Source organism: Nocardioides sp. TF02-7 (assembly GCF_022437945.1).
Taxonomy (GTDB): domain Bacteria; phylum Actinomycetota; class Actinomycetes; order Propionibacteriales; family Nocardioidaceae; genus Nocardioides.
Window position 1 is genome coordinate 732,361 of record NZ_CP092535.1, and the last position, 17,617, is coordinate 749,977.

The window sequence follows — 17,617 nt, forward strand, 5'->3', positions numbered from 1 at the left end:
TGACAGCCGCAGCCCCGGCGCCGCGCGGGTTATTCCGCCGGCCGGCTCAGACCCGCACCCGCGGGCCGAGGTCCGCGCGGTGGTCGCCGTGCATCGTGTGGCGAGCACGGGTCTCGGCGACCAGCTCGGGGTCGAGCTCGGCGATCGCGATGCCCTCCTCCTCGTCGAGGCGGGCCAGCGGCCGGCCCTCGGGGTCGTAGACCGCCGAGCCGCCGATGAAGGAGCTCGACCCGCAACGGCCGGTCAGCCCGGAGACGACCACGTAGAAGCCGTTGTCGAGGGCGCGCGCGGCGTAGTAGAGGTCGCGGCGGTGGGCGCCGCCGGGGAAGTAGGCGATCGAGCTGAGGTAGCCGAGGGCGCCGTCGGCGGCGGCCGCGCGGGCGTGCTCGGGGAAGCAGCCGTCGTAGCAGATCGACAGCCCCAGCTCGTGCCCGCCGACCGCGAGCGACGCGCCGTGGTCGCCGACGGCGAAGTGCTGCTTCTCGGCGCCGTCGAGGTGCTGCTTGTCGTACGGCGCGTCCACGCGGCCGTCGGGCCGCACGACCACCGAGCTCAGCGTCCGCCGGTCCTCCCGCTGGAGGGCGGCGCCGACGACCACCACCGTGCCGGAGCCGGCGCTGGCCTCCCGCAGCGGGTCGAGCGCCGGCGCGTCGAGGTCGGTCACCGACGGCAGCGGACCGGCGAAGACCGCCTCGTCGTAGCCGGTGAGGAACGCCTCGGGCAGCACCAGCAGCGCGACGCCCTGCGACCCGGCGAGACGGGTCAGCCGCGCCGCGGTCAGCGCGTTGCCGGCGAGGTCGCCCGCGACCGACGCGGCCTGCCCGGCCGCGACCAGCAGCGGCCCACCGGTCACTCGACGACGACCTCGACCCGCTGGAACTCCTTGAGCTCGGTGTAGCCGGTGGTGGCCATCGACCGCTTCAGCGCGCCGACGAGGTTCATGGTGCCGTCGGCGACGCGGGAGGGACCGAACAGGATCTCCTCGATCGTCCCGATCTGCTCGAACTGCACCCGCTGCCCGCGCGGCAGGTGCTGGTGGTGTGCCTCGGCCCCCAGTGGAAGCCGCGCCCCGGCGCGTCGGTGGCGCGGGCGAACGGCGAGCCGACCATCACCGCGTCCGCCCCGCAGGCGATCGCCTTGGCGAGGTCGCCGCTCTTGCCGATCGAGCCGTCGGCGATCACGTGGACGTAGCGGCCGCCGGACTCGTCGAGGTAGTCGCGCCGCGCGGCGGCGACGTCGGCGACCGCGGACGCCATCGGCACGGCCACGCCGAGGACCGTGCGGGTCGTGTGGGCCGCGCCGCCACCGAAGCCGACGAGCACACCCGCCGCACCGGTGCGCATCAGGTGCAGCGCCGCCTGGTGGGTGGCGCAGCCGCCCACGATCACCGGGACGTCGAGCTCGTAGATGAACTCCTTGAGGTTGAGCGGCTCCGCCTGGCTGCTCACGTGCTCGGCGGAGACCGTCGTGCCTCGGATAACGAAAGAGGTCGACGCCGGCGTCGGTGACGGTCTTCGCGAACTCCTTCGTGCGCTGCGGCGACAGCGACCCGGCGACCGTCACGCCCGACTCCCGGACCTGGCGCAGCCGCTCGGTGATCAGCTCGGGGCGGATCGGTGCGGTGTACATCTGCTGCAGCCGGCGGGTCGCCTCCTCGCCCTCGAGGCCGGCGACCTCCTCCAGCAACGGCTCGGGGTCGTCGTACCGCGTCCAGAGGCCCTCGAGGTTGAGGACGCCGAGGCCGCCGTAGCGCCCGAACGCGATGGCCGTCGACGGCGACATCACCGAGTCCATCGGGGGCGGCGAGGATCGGCAGCGAGAACCGGTAGGCGTCGATCTGCCAGTCGACGCTGACCTCCTCGGGGTCGCGCGTGCGCCGCGAGGGCACGATCGCGATGTCGTCGAAGGAGTACGCGCGCCGGCCACGCTTGGCCCGGCCGATCTCGATGTCGGTCACCGCTCCAGCCTATCCGCGCCGCGCCGCTCCCCCACCTGCCCGCCCCGACCCGCGAACCGGCGGCCGGCCGGCGGGGTCAGCCGCGGTTGTAGTTGGGGGCCTCGACGGTCATCTCGATGTCGTGGGGGTGGCTCTCCTTGAGCGAGGCGGAGGTGATCCGGACGAACCGGCCCTTCTCCTGCAGCTCGGGCACCGTGCGGGCGCCGACGTAGAACATCGACTGCGACAGGCCGCCGAGCAGCTGGTGCGCGACGCTCGCCAGCGGACCCTTGTAGGCGACCCGCCCCTCGATGCCCTCGGGCACGATCTTGTCGTCGCTGGCCACCTCGGCCTGGAAGTAGCGGTCCTTGGAGTAGGACTTCCTGCCGCGCGAGGACATCGCGGCCAGCGACCCCATGCCGCGGTAGGCCTTGTACTGCTTGCCGTTGTGGAACACCACGTCGCCCGGCGCCTCCTCGCAGCCGGCCAGCATCGAGCCGATCATCACCGACTCGGCGCCGGCGACGATGGCCTTGGCGATGTCGCCGGACTGCTGGAGGCCGCCGTCGGCGATCACCGGTACGCCGGCCGGCCGGGCCGCGAGCGACGCCTCGTAGACCGCGGTGACCTGGGGCACCCCGCAGCCGGTGACCACCCGGGTCGTGCAGATCGAGCCCGGGCCGAAGCCGACCTTCACCGCGTCGGCGCCCGCGTCGACGAACGCCTGCGCGCCCTCGCGGGTGGCGACGTTGCCGCCGATGACCTGCACGTGCCGGGTCGCCGGGTCGGCCTTGAGCCGGCGGACCATGTCGAGGAGCAGCGTGACGTGGCCGTGGGCGGTGTCGGCGACGAGCACGTCGACGCCCGCCTCGACCAGCGTCGTCGCCCGCTCCCACGCGTCGCCGAAGTAGCCGATCGCGGCGCCGACCATCAGCCGGCCCTGGGAGTCCTTGGACGCGTCGGGGAACTGCTCGGACTTCACGAAGTCCTTGACCGTGATCAAGCCGCCCAGCCGGCCCTCGTCGTCGACGAGCGGCAGCCGCTCCTTCTTGTGCTTGCGCAGCAGCCGGGTGGCCTCCTCGCGGCTGATCCCCACCGGGCCGGTGACCAGCGGCATCGGCGTCATCACCTCGTCGACCTTGGTGGCCGCCCACTCCGCGACGGGCGTGAACCGCAGGTCGCGGTTGGTGCAGATGCCGAGCAGCCGGTTGTCGGCGTCGACGACGGGGAGCCCGGAGACCCGGTACTCGCCGCAGATGCGGTCGAGGTCCTCGAGCGTCGCGTCGGGACCGATCGTCACCGGGTTGGAGATGATGCCGGTCTGGGTGCGCTTGACCAGGTCGACCTGGTAGGCCTGGTCCTGGATCGCGAGGTTGCGGTGCAGCACGCCGATGCCGCCCTGGCGCGCCATGGCGATCGCCATCCGCGACTCGGTGACCGTGTCCATCGCCGCGCTCACGAGCGGCGACCGGAGGCTGATCTCGCGGGTCAGCCGGCTGGTGGTGTCGATCTCGTCCGGGGCCAGGTCGGAGTGACCGGGCAGCAGCAGGACGTCGTCGTAGGTCAGGCCCAGCGGCGCGAACTTCTCGGGTACGGCGGTGACCTCCATGACGAGATCCTACGGCGGCCTCCGCCGCTCCCACGAACCGGCGACCTCCACGGACGGTGGCGCCGCTCCCAGCCGTACGCGACGCTGGTCCCGTGAACCCCGAGCTGCCCCCGCACGTCCTCGTCCTCTTCGGCGCCACCGGCGACCTCGCCGCGCGCAAGCTGTTCCCGGGCCTCTACCGGCTGGCCCTGGCCAAGCGGCTGCCGGAGCACCTCGCGGTGATCGGCAGCGGCCGCCGCCCCCCGGCAGCGACGACGACTTCCGGGGCCGGGTCCGCGAGGCGCTCGACGAGTTCGTCGGCGACGTGGAGGAGGAGGTCGCCGCGCGGTTGCTCGAGCGGATCTCGTTCCGCACGTCCTCCGCCGACGACGGCACCGAGCTCGCGGAGGCGGTGCACGCGGCCGAGGACCGGCTCGCGCTCGACGCGGGCGTCACCCTGGGCGACGTACGCCGCCTCCTCTACCTCTCCGTCCCCCCGCAGGCCGTCGAGGACATGGTCGGCATGCTCGACCGGGTCGACCTCACCGACCGCGCCCGGCTGGTCGTCGAGAAGCCGTTCGGCACCGACCTGGCCACGGCCCGCGAGCTCGACGCGGTGCTCGGGTCCGCGTTCTCCGAGAGCGACATCTTCCGCATCGACCACTTCATCGGCAAGGAGGCCGTGCAGAACCTGCTCGCGCTCCGGTTCGCCAACGGCCTGTTCGAGCCGGCGTGGAACCGGCACAGCATCGAGTCGGTGCAGATCGACGTGCCCGAGAAGCTGACGGTCGAGGGACGCGGCAGCTTCTACGAGGGCACCGGCTGCCTGCGCGACATGGTGACCACCCACCTGTGCCAGCTGCTCGGGTTCGTCGCCATCGAGGACCCCCACGCGTTCCGCGAGGGCGCGATCCGCGCGGCGAAGTCGGCCGCGTTCGCGGCCGTCCGCCCGCTCGACCCGCAGCGCGTCGTGTTCGGCCAGTACGACGGCTACCGCGACGAGCCCGACGTCGCGCCGGACTCCGACGTCGAGACGTTCGTCGCGATCGAGGTGTGGATCGACAACGACCGGTGGCGCGGGGTGCCGTTCTACCTGCGCACCGGCAAGGCGATGGCCGAGGGGCGGCGGACGATCACGATCCGGTTCACCGACCCCCGGCACCGCTGGCTCAAGCCCGCCGGCGGGGCGGCGGCGCAGCCCAACGAGCTGGTCATCGAGCTCACCGACCAGCCGCGGATCGCCATCGACGTGCGGGCCAAGCGGCCCGGCCCCGACATGGCCCTGGTCGAGGGCGTGTTCCGCCTCGACCTCGCCTACGACGCCCCGGACGCCGGGCCGCTCGAGGCCTACGAGCGGCTCCTGCTCGACGTGATGCGCGGCGACCGCACGCTGTTCACCAGCGCCGCCGAGGTGGAGCGGCTGTGGGAGGTCTGCCAGCCGGTGCTCGACGACCGGCCGCCTGTGCAGTCCTACCCGAAGGGGGTCGTGGGGACCGCAGGACGCGCTCGACCTCCCCGCGGGCGGCTGGCGGCTCGGCAACCACCCGCCCGACCGCGGCCTGCAGGGCTGACCCGCGACCGGGCCGGCTGCCGGCCGCAGGTCAGTGCCGGCTCCACTCCTCCGACTGGGTGAGCCGCAGCAGGTAGACCAGCGGCGGCAGCACGACCACCGCGGCGAGACCGACGGCGACCAGCAGCGCCTGCAGGGTGGCGTCCGCGCCCGCCGCGTCGGCGATCCGCATCTCGTCGACCAGCAGCCACGGGTACTGGCCCACACCCCAGCCCGACACGACGGCGGCCACCGCCAGGACCGCGGGGAACCGCGCCAGCGCGTAGCGGCGCCGCCACAGCAGCACCAGCGTCGCCAACCCCGCGAGCGCCGAGAGCACGACGAGCGGCGCCGCGCGGCCGGTCAGCCCCTCGGCGAGGGTCGGCGCGTCCTCGTGGATCGGCCACAGCGCCGCGAAGACGACCAGCCCGGTCACCACACCGACGACGAGGGCCCGGCTGCGCAGCTCCTCGGCCAGGCGGTCGCGGCCGCCCCGCGCCGCGTCGGCGACGAGGAACGCGCCCGCCAGGAACGCGCAGGTGCCGACGGCGACCACCCCGCCGAACAGCGAGGTCGGGTTGAGCCACGACGACCACCGGTCGCCGGTGCCGTCGGCCGGCACCCGTCCCGACGCGATCGCGCCGGCGACCGCGCCGAGGAAGAACGGCGTCAGGATCGAGGAGGTCGCGAACACCACCCCGAACAGCCGCGCCTGCCCGAGGGTCGCGGAGAACTTCCGGAACGCGAAGCTCGCGCCGCGCAGCACGATGCCGAGCAGCGCCAGCAGCAGCGGCAGCACCAAGGTCGTCATCGCCGCCGCGAACGACTCCGGGAACGCCGTCCACCAGATCACCAGCACGTAGATCAGCCAGACGTGGTTGGCCTCCCAGACCGGGCCGATGCTGTGGTCGACCAGCGTCCGCAGCTCGGCACCCCGCCGGCTGTCGCCCGCGGTGAGGTCGAAGAACCCGGAGCCGAAGTCGGCGCCGCCGAGGACGGCGTACGCGACGACGCCGACGAAGAGCGCCGCCGCGACGGCCACCTCGAGGCTCACGACCGACCCTCCACCCGCTCCGTCGCGCCGCGCTCGGGTGCGTAGGGACTGGGCAGGTCGGCCTCGCCCGCCCGCCATCGCCGGGTCATCGAGCGGATCACCACGACGGCCCCGACGGTGAGCGCGCCGTAGACGACCGCCGTCGAACCGAGCAGCCACCACAGACCGGAGTAGCTCGCGGCGGCCTCCTCGGTGCGCATGAACCCGTAGACGATCCACGGCTGCCGGCCGACCTCGGTGGCCACCCAGCCCGCCTCCAGCGCGACCACGGCCAACGGCCCCGCGGCGGCCGCGGACCGCAGGAACCAGCGCTTCGTGAGCAGGTCGCGCTGCCGCCACCGGGCGACCCAGAAGACCACGACCAGCAGCGCCAGCAGCGTGCCGAGGCCCACCATGGTCTGGAACGCCCAGTGGGTGATGTTGATCGGCGGGTGCTCGTCGACGGGGATGGTGTCGAGGCCGCGCACCGGCTCGGTGAAGGAGTTCTGGGCGATCAGCGACCCGAGGTAGGGGATGTCGATCGCGCCGCGCACCTCCCCGTCGATCCAGATGCCCCCCGATCCGCAGCGGCGACGGGCTCTCGGTGGTCTCGGCCAGCTCGAACGCCGCGAGCTTGGCGGGCTGCCGGTCGCCGAGGTTGCCGCCCAGCAGGTGGCCGACGACCGGCTGGGCGACGGCGGCGACGCTGGCGAAGACGAACGGCACGAGGAACCCGAGCCGGTGGTGCCGGTCGGTCCGGCCGCGGAGCAGGCCGACGGCGTAGACCCCGGCGATCGTGAACCCGGCCACCATGTAGGCGGCGAGCCACATGTGCCCGAACTGCAGCAGCACCAGGTCGTTGAACATCGCGCGCCACGGGTCGACGTCGACGACCTCGCCGTCGACCACCCGGAAGCCGGTCGGGGCATTCATCCACGCGTTGACCGCGATCACGCAGAACGTGCCGACCACGCCGGCGACCGCCATCGGCACCACCATCAGCAGGTGCCTCCGGGGCGGCATCCGGTCCCAGCCGTAGAGGTAGATGCCGAGGAAGATCGCCTCGACGAAGAACGACAGCCCCTCGAAGGCGAACGGGGAGCCCGAGGACGTCGCCGTAGGTGCCCATCAGGCCCGGCCAGAGCAGGCCCATCTCGAAGCTGAGCACCGTGCCGGAGACCGCGCCGATCGCGAACAGCACCGCCGACACCTTCGCCCACCGACGGGCGAGGCCGAGCGCGACGGGGTCGTCGCGCCGGATGCCGATGAGGTGCGCCACGAAGATCATCGCCGGGAACGCGACGCCGAAGCAGGCGAGGATGATGTGCCAGCCGAGGGAGAGCGCCATCTGCTGCCGCGCCGGGCGGAGGCCCTCCGGCTCGGCAGCGAGCTGCACGACGGCCTCGGTGACGACATCGGAGGTCAGCACGAGGCCGACGCTACGCCCCGGGCAGGCATCCGGTCACGACCTTGTGAACGTTTTTCACGAAGCGGTGGTGGCGAGCTCGGGCGGCGGCGTCATCGCCCACCGGATGGTGCCGACGGCGGCCGCCCCCGCCGCACGGACGACGGTGCGCTCCGCGACCGGGACCCACGGGAGGACCAGGTGGCGACGGGTCCACACCGGCATCAGGCCGACGCCGGCCGCGCACAGCACGCCGTACGGCGGGCGGGCGGCGAGCGGCAGCGGCGGCCGGACGAGGAGGTAGCGGACCGCCTCCCGGGCCGCCGGCGTTCCCCGGAGCTCGGGGCGGAAGGCCGCCAGCGTCTCCCGCAGGCCGGCCTCGGTGGTCGGCGGGTCGACGACCCCGAGCCGGCGGGCGACCTCGGCGGTCTGGGCGACGTACTCGTCGCGCTCGGCGGCGTCGAGCGGCCGGCGGCCGTAGGTCTGGTGGGCGAGGAGGAAGCTGTCGATCTCGGCGACGTGGACCCACAGCAGCAGGTGCGGGTCGCTCGCGTGGTACGGCGTCCCGTCCGGCGTGGTGCCGGTGATCCGGTCGTGGATGGCGCGCACCACGTCGACGGCCTGCTGGGCGTCGTCGGCCGTGCCGAACGTCGTCACCGCGAGGAACCGGCTGGTGCGCGCCAGCCGGCCCCACATGTCGCCGCGGTAGCCGGAGTGCTCCGACACCGCCTGCATCGCCACCGGGTGCAGCGCCTGCAGCAGCAGCGCGCGGATGCCGCCGACGAACATCGCCGCGTCGCCGTGGACCCTCGTGATCGGGCTGCCCGGCTCGAACCAGCGCGGTCCGGGGGTGCCGTGGATCCGGTCGCGGTGCACGGCCCCGTCGGGGCCCGCCACGCGCAGGAACAGCGCCTCGCCGAGCCGCCTGCGGATCGTCTCCATCCGCGCTCCCTCCCGGGCCGCCAGCCGGCCTCTGCTGCCGACGGTAGCAACGCCGACCGCAGCGGCCGGGCGTTCGCCGGCAGGGTCGGGGGTCGGCGGGGGGCGTGGCGGGGTCGGGCAGGTCAGCCGGCGCGCAGCTCGCTGACGGCGATCCGGACCGTCACCGTCTCCCCCGCCATCCGGATCCGGCCCCGCATCCCCGCCGAGAGCACCATCGGCAGCACGGCCTGGCTGTCGGCCGGCGCCGTGAGCACGATCTCGGTGGCGCCGCGCGACCGGGCCAGCCGGGCAACCTCGCCGAGCAGGCGGGTGCCGATGCCGCGGCGCTGCCACGACGGGTCGACCCACAGGTCGACCGGCCACGGGTCGTCCGGCGTCGCGCCTGCGGTCACCGACGCCCGGCCGGCGACCCGGCCCGACGACAGCGCCGTGACGGCGTCGCCGGACGCGACGTACTCCGGCTCGCCGCCTTCGCCGCCCGCGGTCGGGCCGGGCGGCACCTCGCGGTGCAGGACGTGGCTGACCAGCTCGGCCATCGCGGCGCCGCGCTCCCGCTCGGTCGCGGTGAACGGGGTGTCGCGGCGTACCTGCACCACCGCGTTGCCGACGGTGAGCTCCAGGACGTCCTCCGTCCCACCGGACGGCGCGACGTCGGCGTCGAAGAGGTGGGCGACGACGTCGGGGAACGACGCCGGGTGGTCGATGATCTCCTGGGCCGCGCGGACGAACCGGGTCGGCTGGTCGTCGAGCGCCGCCTCCGAGCAGGTCAGCCCGACGACCGATTCGGCACCGGCCCGCTCAAGCACCGCGGCCAGGTCGCGCTCCTGCCAGTCGTCCGGCGTGCTCACGACGAGCTCGTCGGTGACGGTCGCCCGGCCGGGGAAGACCTGGATGCGCAGGATGTTGACCCCGGCGCGTCCGCATTCGTGCGCTACGGCGCCCAGGGCGCCCGGGCGGTCGGGCAGGTTGGCGCGGACTCTCCAGAGCATGGTGCCCATTCTCGTCGATCCAGGTTTCGTCGGTGTGGCGCGGACCGCTCAGCGGTCGGCGGGAAGCCGCTCCCCCGCCTCGATCCGGACGGTCAGCCGGTTGGCGGGCGGCGGCAGCGGGCAGGTGGAGAAGTCGGTGTAGGCGCACGGCGGGTTGTGCGCACGGTTGAGGTCGAGCACCAGCGTGCCGTCGGGCGCCGGGGCGCCGACGGCGAGCTGGCGGCAGGTGTACGTCGTCTCGCCCGAGGTCGCGTCGGCGAACAGCAGCCACAGCTCACCGGCGTCGCCGTCGGAGAACGCGACCAGCCGCTGGGGCGTGCCGGCCACCTCGAACTCCACCTCACCGACCGCGTCGACCGAGTCCGCCAGCCAGTCGACCACCGTCTCGATGCTCACCGGCCGCGGCTCGTCGTACGGACGGAACCGCGCCGGCACCCGCCACCGCGGTGACGGCGGGTAAGTCGGCGTCCGCACGTGCCGCCGCAGCAGCTCGCTCTCCGGGTGCCGCGGCCGGAGCATCGGCCGGCCTCCCCGCGCCGCGACCTCCAGGGGTCGCGTCGCCCGCCAGCGCGCGCACCGGCCGCCGGTCGAGCCCGGCGAAGACGTGCCGCCCGGTGAGCTTCTCGTCACCCACCTCCAGCCACTCCGCCGGCCCCAGCGCCACCTCCGCGCCGTCGCCGGCCGCGCGCCACTCACCCGGCGCGTCGTCGAAACGCTGCCACCGCTCGTCGAGCCAGTACAGGCCGGTGATGGCGAGGTAGCCGTCCGGTGCGGTCAGTCGTCGTTCGCGGGCGTCGTGCCACGCCCGCCACTCCCCGAGAAAGTGGTCCACGGTGGCATCCTGCCGACCGGCGCAAGGTCGTGCAGGCGAATCGGCGGGTCGGGGGGTTCCGGTCGGCGGGGTCGCGGTGCCGGGCGGCGCTGGTCGCGTGCACAGTGCCAGGCCCGCGCCGCGGGGGTCGAGACCGACAGGCAGCGACGGCGACGGGAGGTCGACGGTCGGGCACTCCGGCCGGGCGGCGGGGTCGCGGTGCCGGGCGGCGCTGGTCGCGTGCACAGTGCCAGGCCCGCGCCGCGGGGGTCGAGACCGACAGGCAGCGACGGCGGCGGGTGGTCGCCGGTCGGGCGGTCCGGCCGGGCGGCGGGGGTCGCGGCCGGTGAACCCTCTCACGCACGATTGGTCACGAACCGCAACGATCCGCCGCGGGAAGCTGCGTTCTCTGACCAAACGTCGCGCAAGCTCGACGTGACGGGCAAAACCTCCACTTGTCCGGCATTGCTTTGCCCGACAAGTTGAGGTTTCCCCGGTCGACCGGGGGAAACCTCACGCTGCACCTCCCCCCGCCTCCCCCAACCCCACCCCCAGAAACCCACCGGGCCGCCGCGTTCCCGCGACGGCCCGGTAGGTGCTCGGTGAGGAGGCGACGGATCAGTGGCCGTGGCCGTGCCCGTGGCCGGTGTCGGGCTCCTCCTCCTCGGGCTTGTCGACGACGAGGGTCTCGGTCGTCAGCAGCATGCCGGCGATCGAGGTCGCGTTGACCAGCGCGGAGCGGGTGACCTTGACCGGGTCGAGGACGCCCTGGGCGACGAGGTCGCCGTACTCGCCGGTGGCGGCGTTGTAGCCGTTGCCGACGCCGAGCTCGCGGACCTTGGTCGTGACGACGTAGCCGTTCTCGCCGCCGTTCTCGGCGATCCAGCGCAGCGGCTCGTCGGCGGACTTGCGGACGATGCGTACGCCGACCGCCTCGTCGCCGGTGAGGCCGAGGTCCTTGTCGAGCGAGGACACCGCGTGGATGAGCGCGGAGCCGCCGCCGGGGACGATGCCCTCCTCGATCGCCGCGCGGGTCGCGGAGACAGCGTCCTCGATGCGGTGCTTCTTCTCCTTCAGCTCCACCTCGGTGGCGGCGCCGACCTTGATGACGCACACGCCGCCGGCCAGCTTGGCGAGCCGCTCCTGGAGCTTCTCGCGGTCCCAGTCGGAGTCGGTCGACTCGATCTCGGCCTTGATCTGGTTGACCCGGCCCTCGACCTCGGCGGCGTCGCCGGCGCCCTCGACGATCGTGGTGTTGTCCTTGGTGACCACCACGCGGCGGGCCTGGCCCAGCACGTCGAGACCGACCTGGTCGAGCTTGAGGCCGACCTCGGGCGCCACGACCTGGCCACCGGTGAGCACCGCGATGTCCTGCATCATCGCCTTGCGCCGGTCACCGAACGCCGGGCTCTTCACCGCGACGGCGTTGAAGGTGCCGCGGATCTTGTTGACCACGAGCGTCGAGAGCGCCTCGCCCTCGACGTCCTCGGCGAGGATGAACAGCGGCTTGCCGGCCTGGATGACCTTCTCCAGCAGCGGCAGCAGGTCGGCGACGGCGGAGATCTTCCCCTGGTGCAGCAGGATGTAGGGGTCGTCGAGGACGGCCTCCATCCGCTCGGGGTCGGTCACGAAGTACTGGCTGATGTAGCCCTTGTCGAACTGCATGCCCTCGGTGAACTCGAGGTCGGTGCCGAGGGTGTTGGACTCCTCGACGGTGATCACGCCGTCCTTGCCGACCTTGTCGAAGGCCTGGGCGAGCAGGTCGCCGATGTGCGAGTCGCGGCTCGAGATCGTCGCGACGGAGGCCATGTCCTCCTTCGACTCGACCTCGCGGGCCGCGGCGAGCAGGGCGTCGGACATCGCCTGGGCGGCGGCGTCCATGCCGCGCTTGACGCCCATCGGGTTGGCGCCGGCGGCGACCGCCCGCAGCCCCTCGTGGACCATCGCCTGGGCGAGGACGGTCGCGGTCGTGGTGCCGTCACCGGCGACGTCGTTGGTCTTGGTCGCGACCTCCTTGGTGAGCTGGGCACCGAGGTTCTCGAACGGGTCGTCGAGCTCCACGTCGCGGGCGACTGTCACGCCGTCGTTGGTGATGGTGGGGGCGCCCCACTTCTTGTCGAGGACGACGTACCGGCCCTTGGGCCCGAGCGTGACCTTGACGGCGTTCGCGAGCGCGTCGACGCCACGCTCGAGCGAGCGCCGGGCGCTCTCGTCGAACTCCAGGATCTTCGGCATTGCTGCTCCTTCAGTGGAAAGTCGGAGGCGCCACGCGCGGCGTCGGACCGTGGTCGAACGCTGCGGCGTGGCGCCCCTCGGACGGCGTCAGGAAACGACGGCGAGAACGTCGCGGGCGCTGAGGATGAGGTACTCGTCGCCCGAGTACTTGACCTCGGTGCCGCCGTACTTGCTGTAGATGACCTTGTCACCCACCGCGACGTCGAGCGGGACCCGGTTGCCGTTGTCGTCGATGCGACCCGGGCCGATCGCCAGGACCTCGCCCTCCTGCGGCTTCTCCTTGGCGGTGTCCGGGATCACGAGGCCGGACGCCGTGGTCTGCTCGGCCTCGAGCGGCTTCACCACGATGCGGTCCTCGAGAGGCTTGATGTTGATCGACACTGGATCGACCTCCACTTTCTCTGTCTGATCAGTTCGGGACTGATGGAGGGCCGCGCCCTCCCACGTAGGGGGCTTGCTCGAGGAGTACGCCGTCGCGGGTGCCGCACACCTTCACAAGCGCTGGCACACTCGGGTCGAGAGTGCCAATGACGAAACTAGCACTCTGCGCCAGCGAGTGCCAGAGGCACCCGACCAGGGACGGCCACCGGAACCGACGAAAGTCGGTTGACCGGGTGTCGGTGCCCCTCGATAGCGTCTCCGCCGTGTTCGGTGCCCTTGGTCGTCTCGTGTCCCGTCGTCCCTGGTTCGTCATCGCCGCGTGGGTGGTGGTCGCCGTCGCGGTGATCGTCACCGCGCCCGGCCTCGAGACCACCAGCGACGAGGCGGAGTTCCTCCCCGACCACTACGAGTCGATCCAGGCGGCCGAGCTGCAGTCGGAGAAGTTCTCCGACAACGCCACGCCGGCCGCCCTCCCTGGTGTTCGAGCGCGAGGACGGCGGCGAGCTGACCGCCGACGACCAGGCCGAGGTCACCCGGATCGGCGAGGAGCTCGGCCCGCGGCTCGGCGAGGAGACGTTCGTGCAGCAGGTGCTGACGGTCGACCCGCAGGGCCAGCCGAACGTGTCCGAGGACGGCCAGGTGCAGATCGGCATCATCGGGCTGGCCGAGGGGGCCACCGGCTTCGACCCGACGGCCTTCGAGGACGCCGAGGACCTGCGCGACTCCCTCGCCGAGCTCAGCGACGGCACCGGCCTCTCCGTGCAGGCCACCGGCTCCGTCCCCCAGGGTCTCGACTCGCAGGAGTCGAGCGAGCAGAACCCTCGCCATCGTCGGCATCGCGACGATCGTGCTGATCGTCGTGCTGCTCGCCCTCATCTTCCGCAGCGTCATCATCTGCCTGCTGCCGGTGCTGGTCGTCACCCTCGTGTCGATGGTGGCCAACGGCATGATCGGCTGGGCCAACGAGCTGTTCGACCTCAAGGCCGACCCGTCGATCGAGACGATCCTGATCGTCGTCCTCTACGGCATCGGCACCGACTACATCCTGTTCTTCCTGTTCCGCTACCGCGAGCGGCTGCGGGAGGGCGGCGACACCCGCGGTTCGGTGGCCCACGCCCTCGAGCGCGCCGGCGAGGCGATCGCGTCCGCCGGCGGCGCCGTGATCGTCGCGTTCCTGGCGCTGGTGCTGAGCTCGCTGAGCATCTTCCGCGCCATCGGCCCCGCGCTGGCGATCGCGGTGTTCGTGACGCTGGTCGCCGCGCTCACCCTGGTGCCGGCCGTCGTGACCGTGCTCGGACGCGCCCTGTTCTGGCCGTCCCGCAAGTGGCGGCAGGAGCCCGAGCGGGCCCGGTTCGCGCGGATGGGCGACGGGCTCGGCCGGCGGCCCGGCGTGTTCGCCGCCGTCTCCGGGCTGGTGCTGGCTGCGCTCGCGGTGTTCGCCCTCGGCTTCAACCCGTCCTTCGACTTCAACTCCAGCCTGCCCGACGACGTGGAGTCCACCGAGGCGCTCGAGACCTTCCAGGAGCACTTCGCCGACGGAGCGGCCGAGCCGGTGCCGGTCCTGCTGTCGTCGGAGGACGGGGAGCCGCTCGACCAGGAGCAGTTCGAGGCCTTCGCGAAGGCGCTCGGCGAGGCCCGCGGCGTCGACTCGGTCTACCCCGCCCAGCCCTCCGAGGACGGCACGGCGGCGCTGTTCAGCCTGGTGCTCGAGCACGACCCCGTGTCCGACCAGGCACTGGAGGACGTGAAGGGCCCCATCCGCGACGCCGCCCACGGCGCCGCGCCCGACGGCACCGAGGCTCTGGTGGGCGGCACCCCGTCGGTCTTCGCCGACCTGCAGGACGCGATGGAGCGCGACTACTCCGTCGTGTTCCCGGCGGCCGCGCTCGTCATCATGCTGATCCTCGCGCTGCTGCTGCGCAGCCTGGTGGCGCCGTGGTACCTGATGGCGGCGGTCGGCCTCGGGTTCGGCGCCACCCTCGGGGCGACGGTGATCGTGTTCCAGCACGTCCAGGGCGAGCCCGGGCTGATCTTCATGCTGCCGATCTACATCTACCTGTTCGTGACCGCGCTCGGCACCGACTACAACATCCTGATGATCGCCCGGCTGCGGGAGGAGGGCGCGCGGCGGCAAGACGCCGCGGCTCGCCGCCGCGGGAGGCGGTCAAGCACGCCGGCCCGACCATCGCGGCCGCGGGCGTGATCCTCGCCGGCACCTTCGCCTCGCTGATGCTCGGCGGCAACAGCCTGTTCGTGTCGATGGGCTTCGCGCTCTCCTTCGGCATCTTCGTGGCGGCGTTCGTGATGTCGATGTTCTTCACGCCGGCGCTCACCGCCCTGGTCGGCCACGCGGCGTGGTGGCCCGGCCACGGCGACGAGACCCCGGAGGAGCACGACGCCCGCGTCGGCGAGGCCCAGAAGGAGCTCGCCTGACAGGATCGGGGCGTGGACCTCGACGCGTTCCGGTGGCTGCTGACCGACGAGGGGCAGGCGCTGCTTGCCCGGGCCGCCGCCCTCGCCGGGACCGCTGACGAGCTCCACGTCCAGGCCGAGCTGCGGCGTACGGCGTCGGCCGCGCAGGTCGCGGCCGCGCTGACCCAGGTCGAGCTGCGGCGGAGGGCGGAGGCGAAGTTCGGCGACGCCGCCGGCCGGATGTACTTCACCCCCGACGCGCTGGAGCAGGCGACCCGCCCCGCGGTGGCCGCCCACCGGGCGGGCCGCTACGCCGCCTTCGGCGCGCGGACGCTGATCGACCTCGGCTGCGGCATCGGCGGCGACCTGGTCGCCGCGGCCCGGGCCGGGCTGGTCTGCGCCGGCGTCGACCTCGACGCGGTGCGGGTCGCCGTGGCGGAGGCCAACCTCGCCGCGCTCGGGCTTCCCGGAGCGGTCCAGGTGGCCGACGTCGCCGCCGTCGACCACGCCGGCTTCGACCTCGCGTTCGCCGACCCTGCGCGGCGCAGCGGGGCCGGGCGCAGCTTCCGGGTCGAGGACTGGTCACCGCCGTGGACGTGGGTCGAGGAGCTGCTGCGACGCGACGCCTGCGTCAAGACGGCCCCCCGGGATCCCCCACGCCCTGGTGCCGGCCGGGGTCGAGGCCGAGTGGGTGAGCGACGGCGGCGAGGTCAAGGAGGCCGCGCTCTGGTCCGGGCGCACCGCGACCACCCGACGCCGCGCGACGGTCATCGGGTCCGGCGGCCTGGCCACCATCACGGACGAGGAGGACCCCGGCCTCGACGCGGTCGGCGTCGGCCCGGTCGGCGGGTTCCTCTACGAGCCCGACGGCGCCGTCGTCCGCGCCGGGTTGGTCACGGCGGTCGCCGCCGGCGTCGAGGGGCGGCTGGTGGACGCCAAGATCGCCTACGTCACCTCCGACCGGCCGTTCCGGTCGCCGTTCGCGCGCGGCTACCGCGTGGTCGAGGAGCTCCCCTACCGCGAGAAGCCGCTGAAGGCGGCGCTCCGCGAGCGCGGGGTCGGCCGGCTCACGATCAAGAAGCGCGGCGTCGACGTCACCCCGGAGGTGCTGCGCAAGCGGCTGGAGCTGCGGGGCGACGCCGAGGCGACCCTCGTGCTCACCCGGGTCGGGGGCCACGGCAGCGCGTTCCTCGTCGCCCCGTTCTGAGACGCCGCGCCACGGGTACCAGGAGGTCGGCGCCCCCGGCGCCGCGCACTGCCGCGCGGCCGCAGCGGGGCGTCCCGCCCGTTCCCCGGGCGGCGTACCGACAGGAGTGACACATGCAGACCGACCAGTTCAAGCCCAGGGTCAAGCACCGGGCCACCCAGCCCCCTGCCCGCCGTACCGCGGACGGTGCCCGCCGGCGTCCACCGCGCCGGCCGCACGGCCGACCGGCTGGTGGCGGGCGCCCTGCTGCTCCCGCTGCTGCTCCTCGTCGCCTTCCTCGTCGTGCGGTGACGAACGTGCGCCTCTCGATCCCCTCGCTCGCCGCCGTGCTCGCCGACTTCGTGATCGCACCCCTGCGCGGCGCTCCCCGTCACTGACGCCCGAGCGCCTCCGCCTCGGCCCCGATCGTCGTGTCGTCGCCGTGGCCGGTGTGGACGACCGTGTCGTCTGGCAGCGCGAACAGCTTCGCGCGGATCGACGCCTCGAGGGTCGGCCGGTCGGAGTACGAGCGGCCGGTCGCCCCGGGGCCGCCGTTGAACAGCGTGTCGCCGGTGAACACCCGCCCCAGGTCGGGCGCGTAGAGGCAGACCGACCCGGGCGCGTGGCCCGGCGTGTGCAGCACCGTGAGCGTCGTCCCGGCCACCTCGATCCGCTGGCCGTCGGCGAGGTCGACGTCCCAGAGGTGGTCGCGGTGGGTCAGCTCCCACAGCGGCCGGTCGTCGGGGTGCAGCAGGATCGGCGCCACCACGCGCTCGCGCAGCGCCGGCGCCACCCGCACGTGGTCGTCGTGGGCGTGGGTGCACACGATCGCCCGGACCGTGCGGTCGCCGACCGCCGCGAGGATCTCGTCCACCGAGTGCGGCGCGTCGATCACCACGCACTCGGCGTCGTCGCCGACGACCCAGATGTTGTTCTCGACGTCGAACGTCTCGCCGTCGAGGCTGAACGTGCCGCTCGCGACGCCGTGGTCGACCCGTGCCACCATCAGAGGATCACCACCGAGCGCAGCACCTCGCCGTGGTGCATCTTCTCGAACGCCGCCTCCACGTCGCCGATCCCGATCTCCTCGGTGACGAACGCGTCGAGGTCGAGCCGGCCCTGCTGGTAGAGGTCGACCAGCATCGGGAAG

At 73.3% G+C, this 17,617-nt stretch carries 17 protein-coding genes and 3 pseudogenes; 6 read left to right on the forward strand and 14 right to left on the reverse strand.

The window, feature by feature from the left end; all coding sequences use genetic code 11:
- Nucleotides 1-46: 46 nt before the first annotated feature.
- From MF408_RS03730 to guaB, 3 genes and pseudogenes are all read right to left on the reverse strand, one after another.
- Nucleotides 47-853 (reverse strand): carbon-nitrogen hydrolase family protein, encoded by an 807-nt coding sequence (locus MF408_RS03730; RefSeq protein WP_240250317.1) that lies wholly within the window; start codon nt 851-853, stop codon nt 47-49.
- Nucleotides 850-1,957 (reverse strand): annotated as a pseudogene (locus tag MF408_RS03735) (GuaB3 family IMP dehydrogenase-related protein). The gene MF408_RS03730 and the pseudogene MF408_RS03735 overlap by 4 nt, the downstream one beginning before the upstream one ends.
- A 76-nt stretch (nt 1,958-2,033) precedes the next feature.
- Complete coding sequence (gene guaB, locus MF408_RS03740; protein ID WP_240250318.1) at nt 2,034-3,545, reverse strand: IMP dehydrogenase; 1,512 nt, start codon at nt 3,543-3,545, stop codon at nt 2,034-2,036.
- On the opposite strand from guaB, the gene MF408_RS03745 reads away from it, so the two are divergent.
- Nucleotides 3,544-5,157, forward strand: coding sequence for a glucose-6-phosphate dehydrogenase (locus MF408_RS03745; RefSeq protein WP_240250319.1), 1,614 nt, complete (start codon nt 3,544-3,546; stop codon nt 5,155-5,157). The two genes, guaB and MF408_RS03745, sit on opposite strands and share 2 nt — an antisense overlap.
- Here the strand turns inward: MF408_RS03745 and MF408_RS03750 are convergent.
- The 10 genes and pseudogenes from MF408_RS03750 to groES all read right to left on the reverse strand — a co-directional run bounded on the left by MF408_RS03750 (nt 5,126) and on the right by groES (nt 12,869).
- Complete coding sequence (locus tag MF408_RS03750) at nt 5,126-6,127, reverse strand: cytochrome d ubiquinol oxidase subunit II (protein ID WP_240251630.1); 1,002 nt, start codon at nt 6,125-6,127, stop codon at nt 5,126-5,128. The two genes, MF408_RS03745 and MF408_RS03750, sit on opposite strands and share 32 nt — an antisense overlap.
- Nucleotides 6,124-6,660 (reverse strand): cytochrome ubiquinol oxidase subunit I, encoded by a 537-nt coding sequence (locus tag MF408_RS24880; protein WP_275693333.1) that lies wholly within the window; start codon nt 6,658-6,660, stop codon nt 6,124-6,126. Before MF408_RS24880 ends, MF408_RS03750 begins: the two co-directional genes overlap by 4 nt.
- Before the next feature lie 61 nt (nt 6,661-6,721).
- Nucleotides 6,722-7,186, reverse strand: a pseudogene (locus tag MF408_RS24885) (cytochrome ubiquinol oxidase subunit I); the annotation flags it as partial.
- Nucleotides 7,187-7,253: 67 nt separating this feature from the next.
- A pseudogene (locus tag MF408_RS03760) lies at nt 7,254-7,454 on the reverse strand (cytochrome ubiquinol oxidase subunit I); the annotation flags it as partial.
- Between the two features lie 135 nt (nt 7,455-7,589).
- Nucleotides 7,590-8,453, reverse strand: a complete 864-nt coding sequence (locus MF408_RS03765; RefSeq protein ID WP_240250320.1) for an oxygenase MpaB family protein — start codon at nt 8,451-8,453, stop codon at nt 7,590-7,592.
- A 122-nt stretch (nt 8,454-8,575) separates the two neighbouring features.
- Nucleotides 8,576-9,442 carry a GNAT family N-acetyltransferase gene (locus tag MF408_RS03770; protein ID WP_240250321.1) on the reverse strand — a complete coding sequence of 289 codons (867 nt, stop codon included), beginning with the start codon at nt 9,440-9,442 and terminating at the stop codon, nt 8,576-8,578.
- A gap of 48 nt (nt 9,443-9,490) precedes the next feature.
- Entirely contained in the window at nt 9,491-9,877 is a 387-nt protein-coding gene (locus MF408_RS03775; protein ID WP_240251632.1) for a DUF1684 domain-containing protein, read from the reverse strand.
- The gene (locus MF408_RS03780) at nt 9,783-10,274 is read right to left on the reverse strand and encodes a hypothetical protein (protein ID WP_240252211.1); all 492 of its coding nucleotides are present in this window, start codon (nt 10,272-10,274) and stop codon (nt 9,783-9,785) included. The genes MF408_RS03775 and MF408_RS03780 overlap by 95 nt, the downstream gene beginning before the upstream one ends.
- Before the next feature lie 597 nt (nt 10,275-10,871).
- Nucleotides 10,872-12,488, reverse strand: a complete 1,617-nt coding sequence (groL, locus tag MF408_RS03785) for a chaperonin GroEL (protein WP_240250322.1) — start codon at nt 12,486-12,488, stop codon at nt 10,872-10,874.
- A gap of 87 nt (nt 12,489-12,575) precedes the next feature.
- Entirely contained in the window at nt 12,576-12,869 is a 294-nt protein-coding gene (gene groES / locus MF408_RS03790) for a co-chaperone GroES (RefSeq protein ID WP_240250323.1), read from the reverse strand.
- A 287-nt stretch (nt 12,870-13,156) separates the two neighbouring features.
- Between groES and MF408_RS03795 the strand changes: the two genes are divergently transcribed.
- From MF408_RS03795 to MF408_RS03810, 5 genes are all read left to right on the forward strand, one after another.
- Complete coding sequence (locus MF408_RS03795) at nt 13,157-13,723, forward strand: hypothetical protein (protein WP_240250324.1); 567 nt, start codon at nt 13,157-13,159, stop codon at nt 13,721-13,723.
- Nucleotides 13,717-15,072, forward strand: a complete 1,356-nt coding sequence (locus tag MF408_RS03800) for an MMPL family transporter (RefSeq protein ID WP_275693334.1) — start codon at nt 13,717-13,719, stop codon at nt 15,070-15,072. Before MF408_RS03795 ends, MF408_RS03800 begins: the two co-directional genes overlap by 7 nt.
- Nucleotides 15,069-15,302: an MMPL family transporter gene (locus MF408_RS24890; RefSeq protein ID WP_275693335.1), complete on the forward strand. Its 234-nt coding sequence runs from the start codon at nt 15,069-15,071 to the stop codon at nt 15,300-15,302. Before MF408_RS03800 ends, MF408_RS24890 begins: the two co-directional genes overlap by 4 nt.
- 643 nt (nt 15,303-15,945) lie before the next feature.
- A complete protein-coding gene (locus tag MF408_RS03805) occupies nt 15,946-16,488 on the forward strand; it encodes a hypothetical protein (RefSeq protein WP_240250325.1) in 543 nt (180 codons plus the stop codon).
- 113 nt (nt 16,489-16,601) lie between these two features.
- Nucleotides 16,602-16,865: a hypothetical protein gene (locus tag MF408_RS03810; protein WP_240250326.1), complete on the forward strand. Its 264-nt coding sequence runs from the start codon at nt 16,602-16,604 to the stop codon at nt 16,863-16,865.
- Here MF408_RS03810 and MF408_RS03815 read toward each other — a convergent pair.
- Complete coding sequence (locus MF408_RS03815) at nt 16,859-17,473, reverse strand: MBL fold metallo-hydrolase (protein WP_240251634.1); 615 nt, start codon at nt 17,471-17,473, stop codon at nt 16,859-16,861. The two genes, MF408_RS03810 and MF408_RS03815, sit on opposite strands and share 7 nt — an antisense overlap.
- Nucleotides 17,474-17,617: the final 144 nt, after the last annotated feature.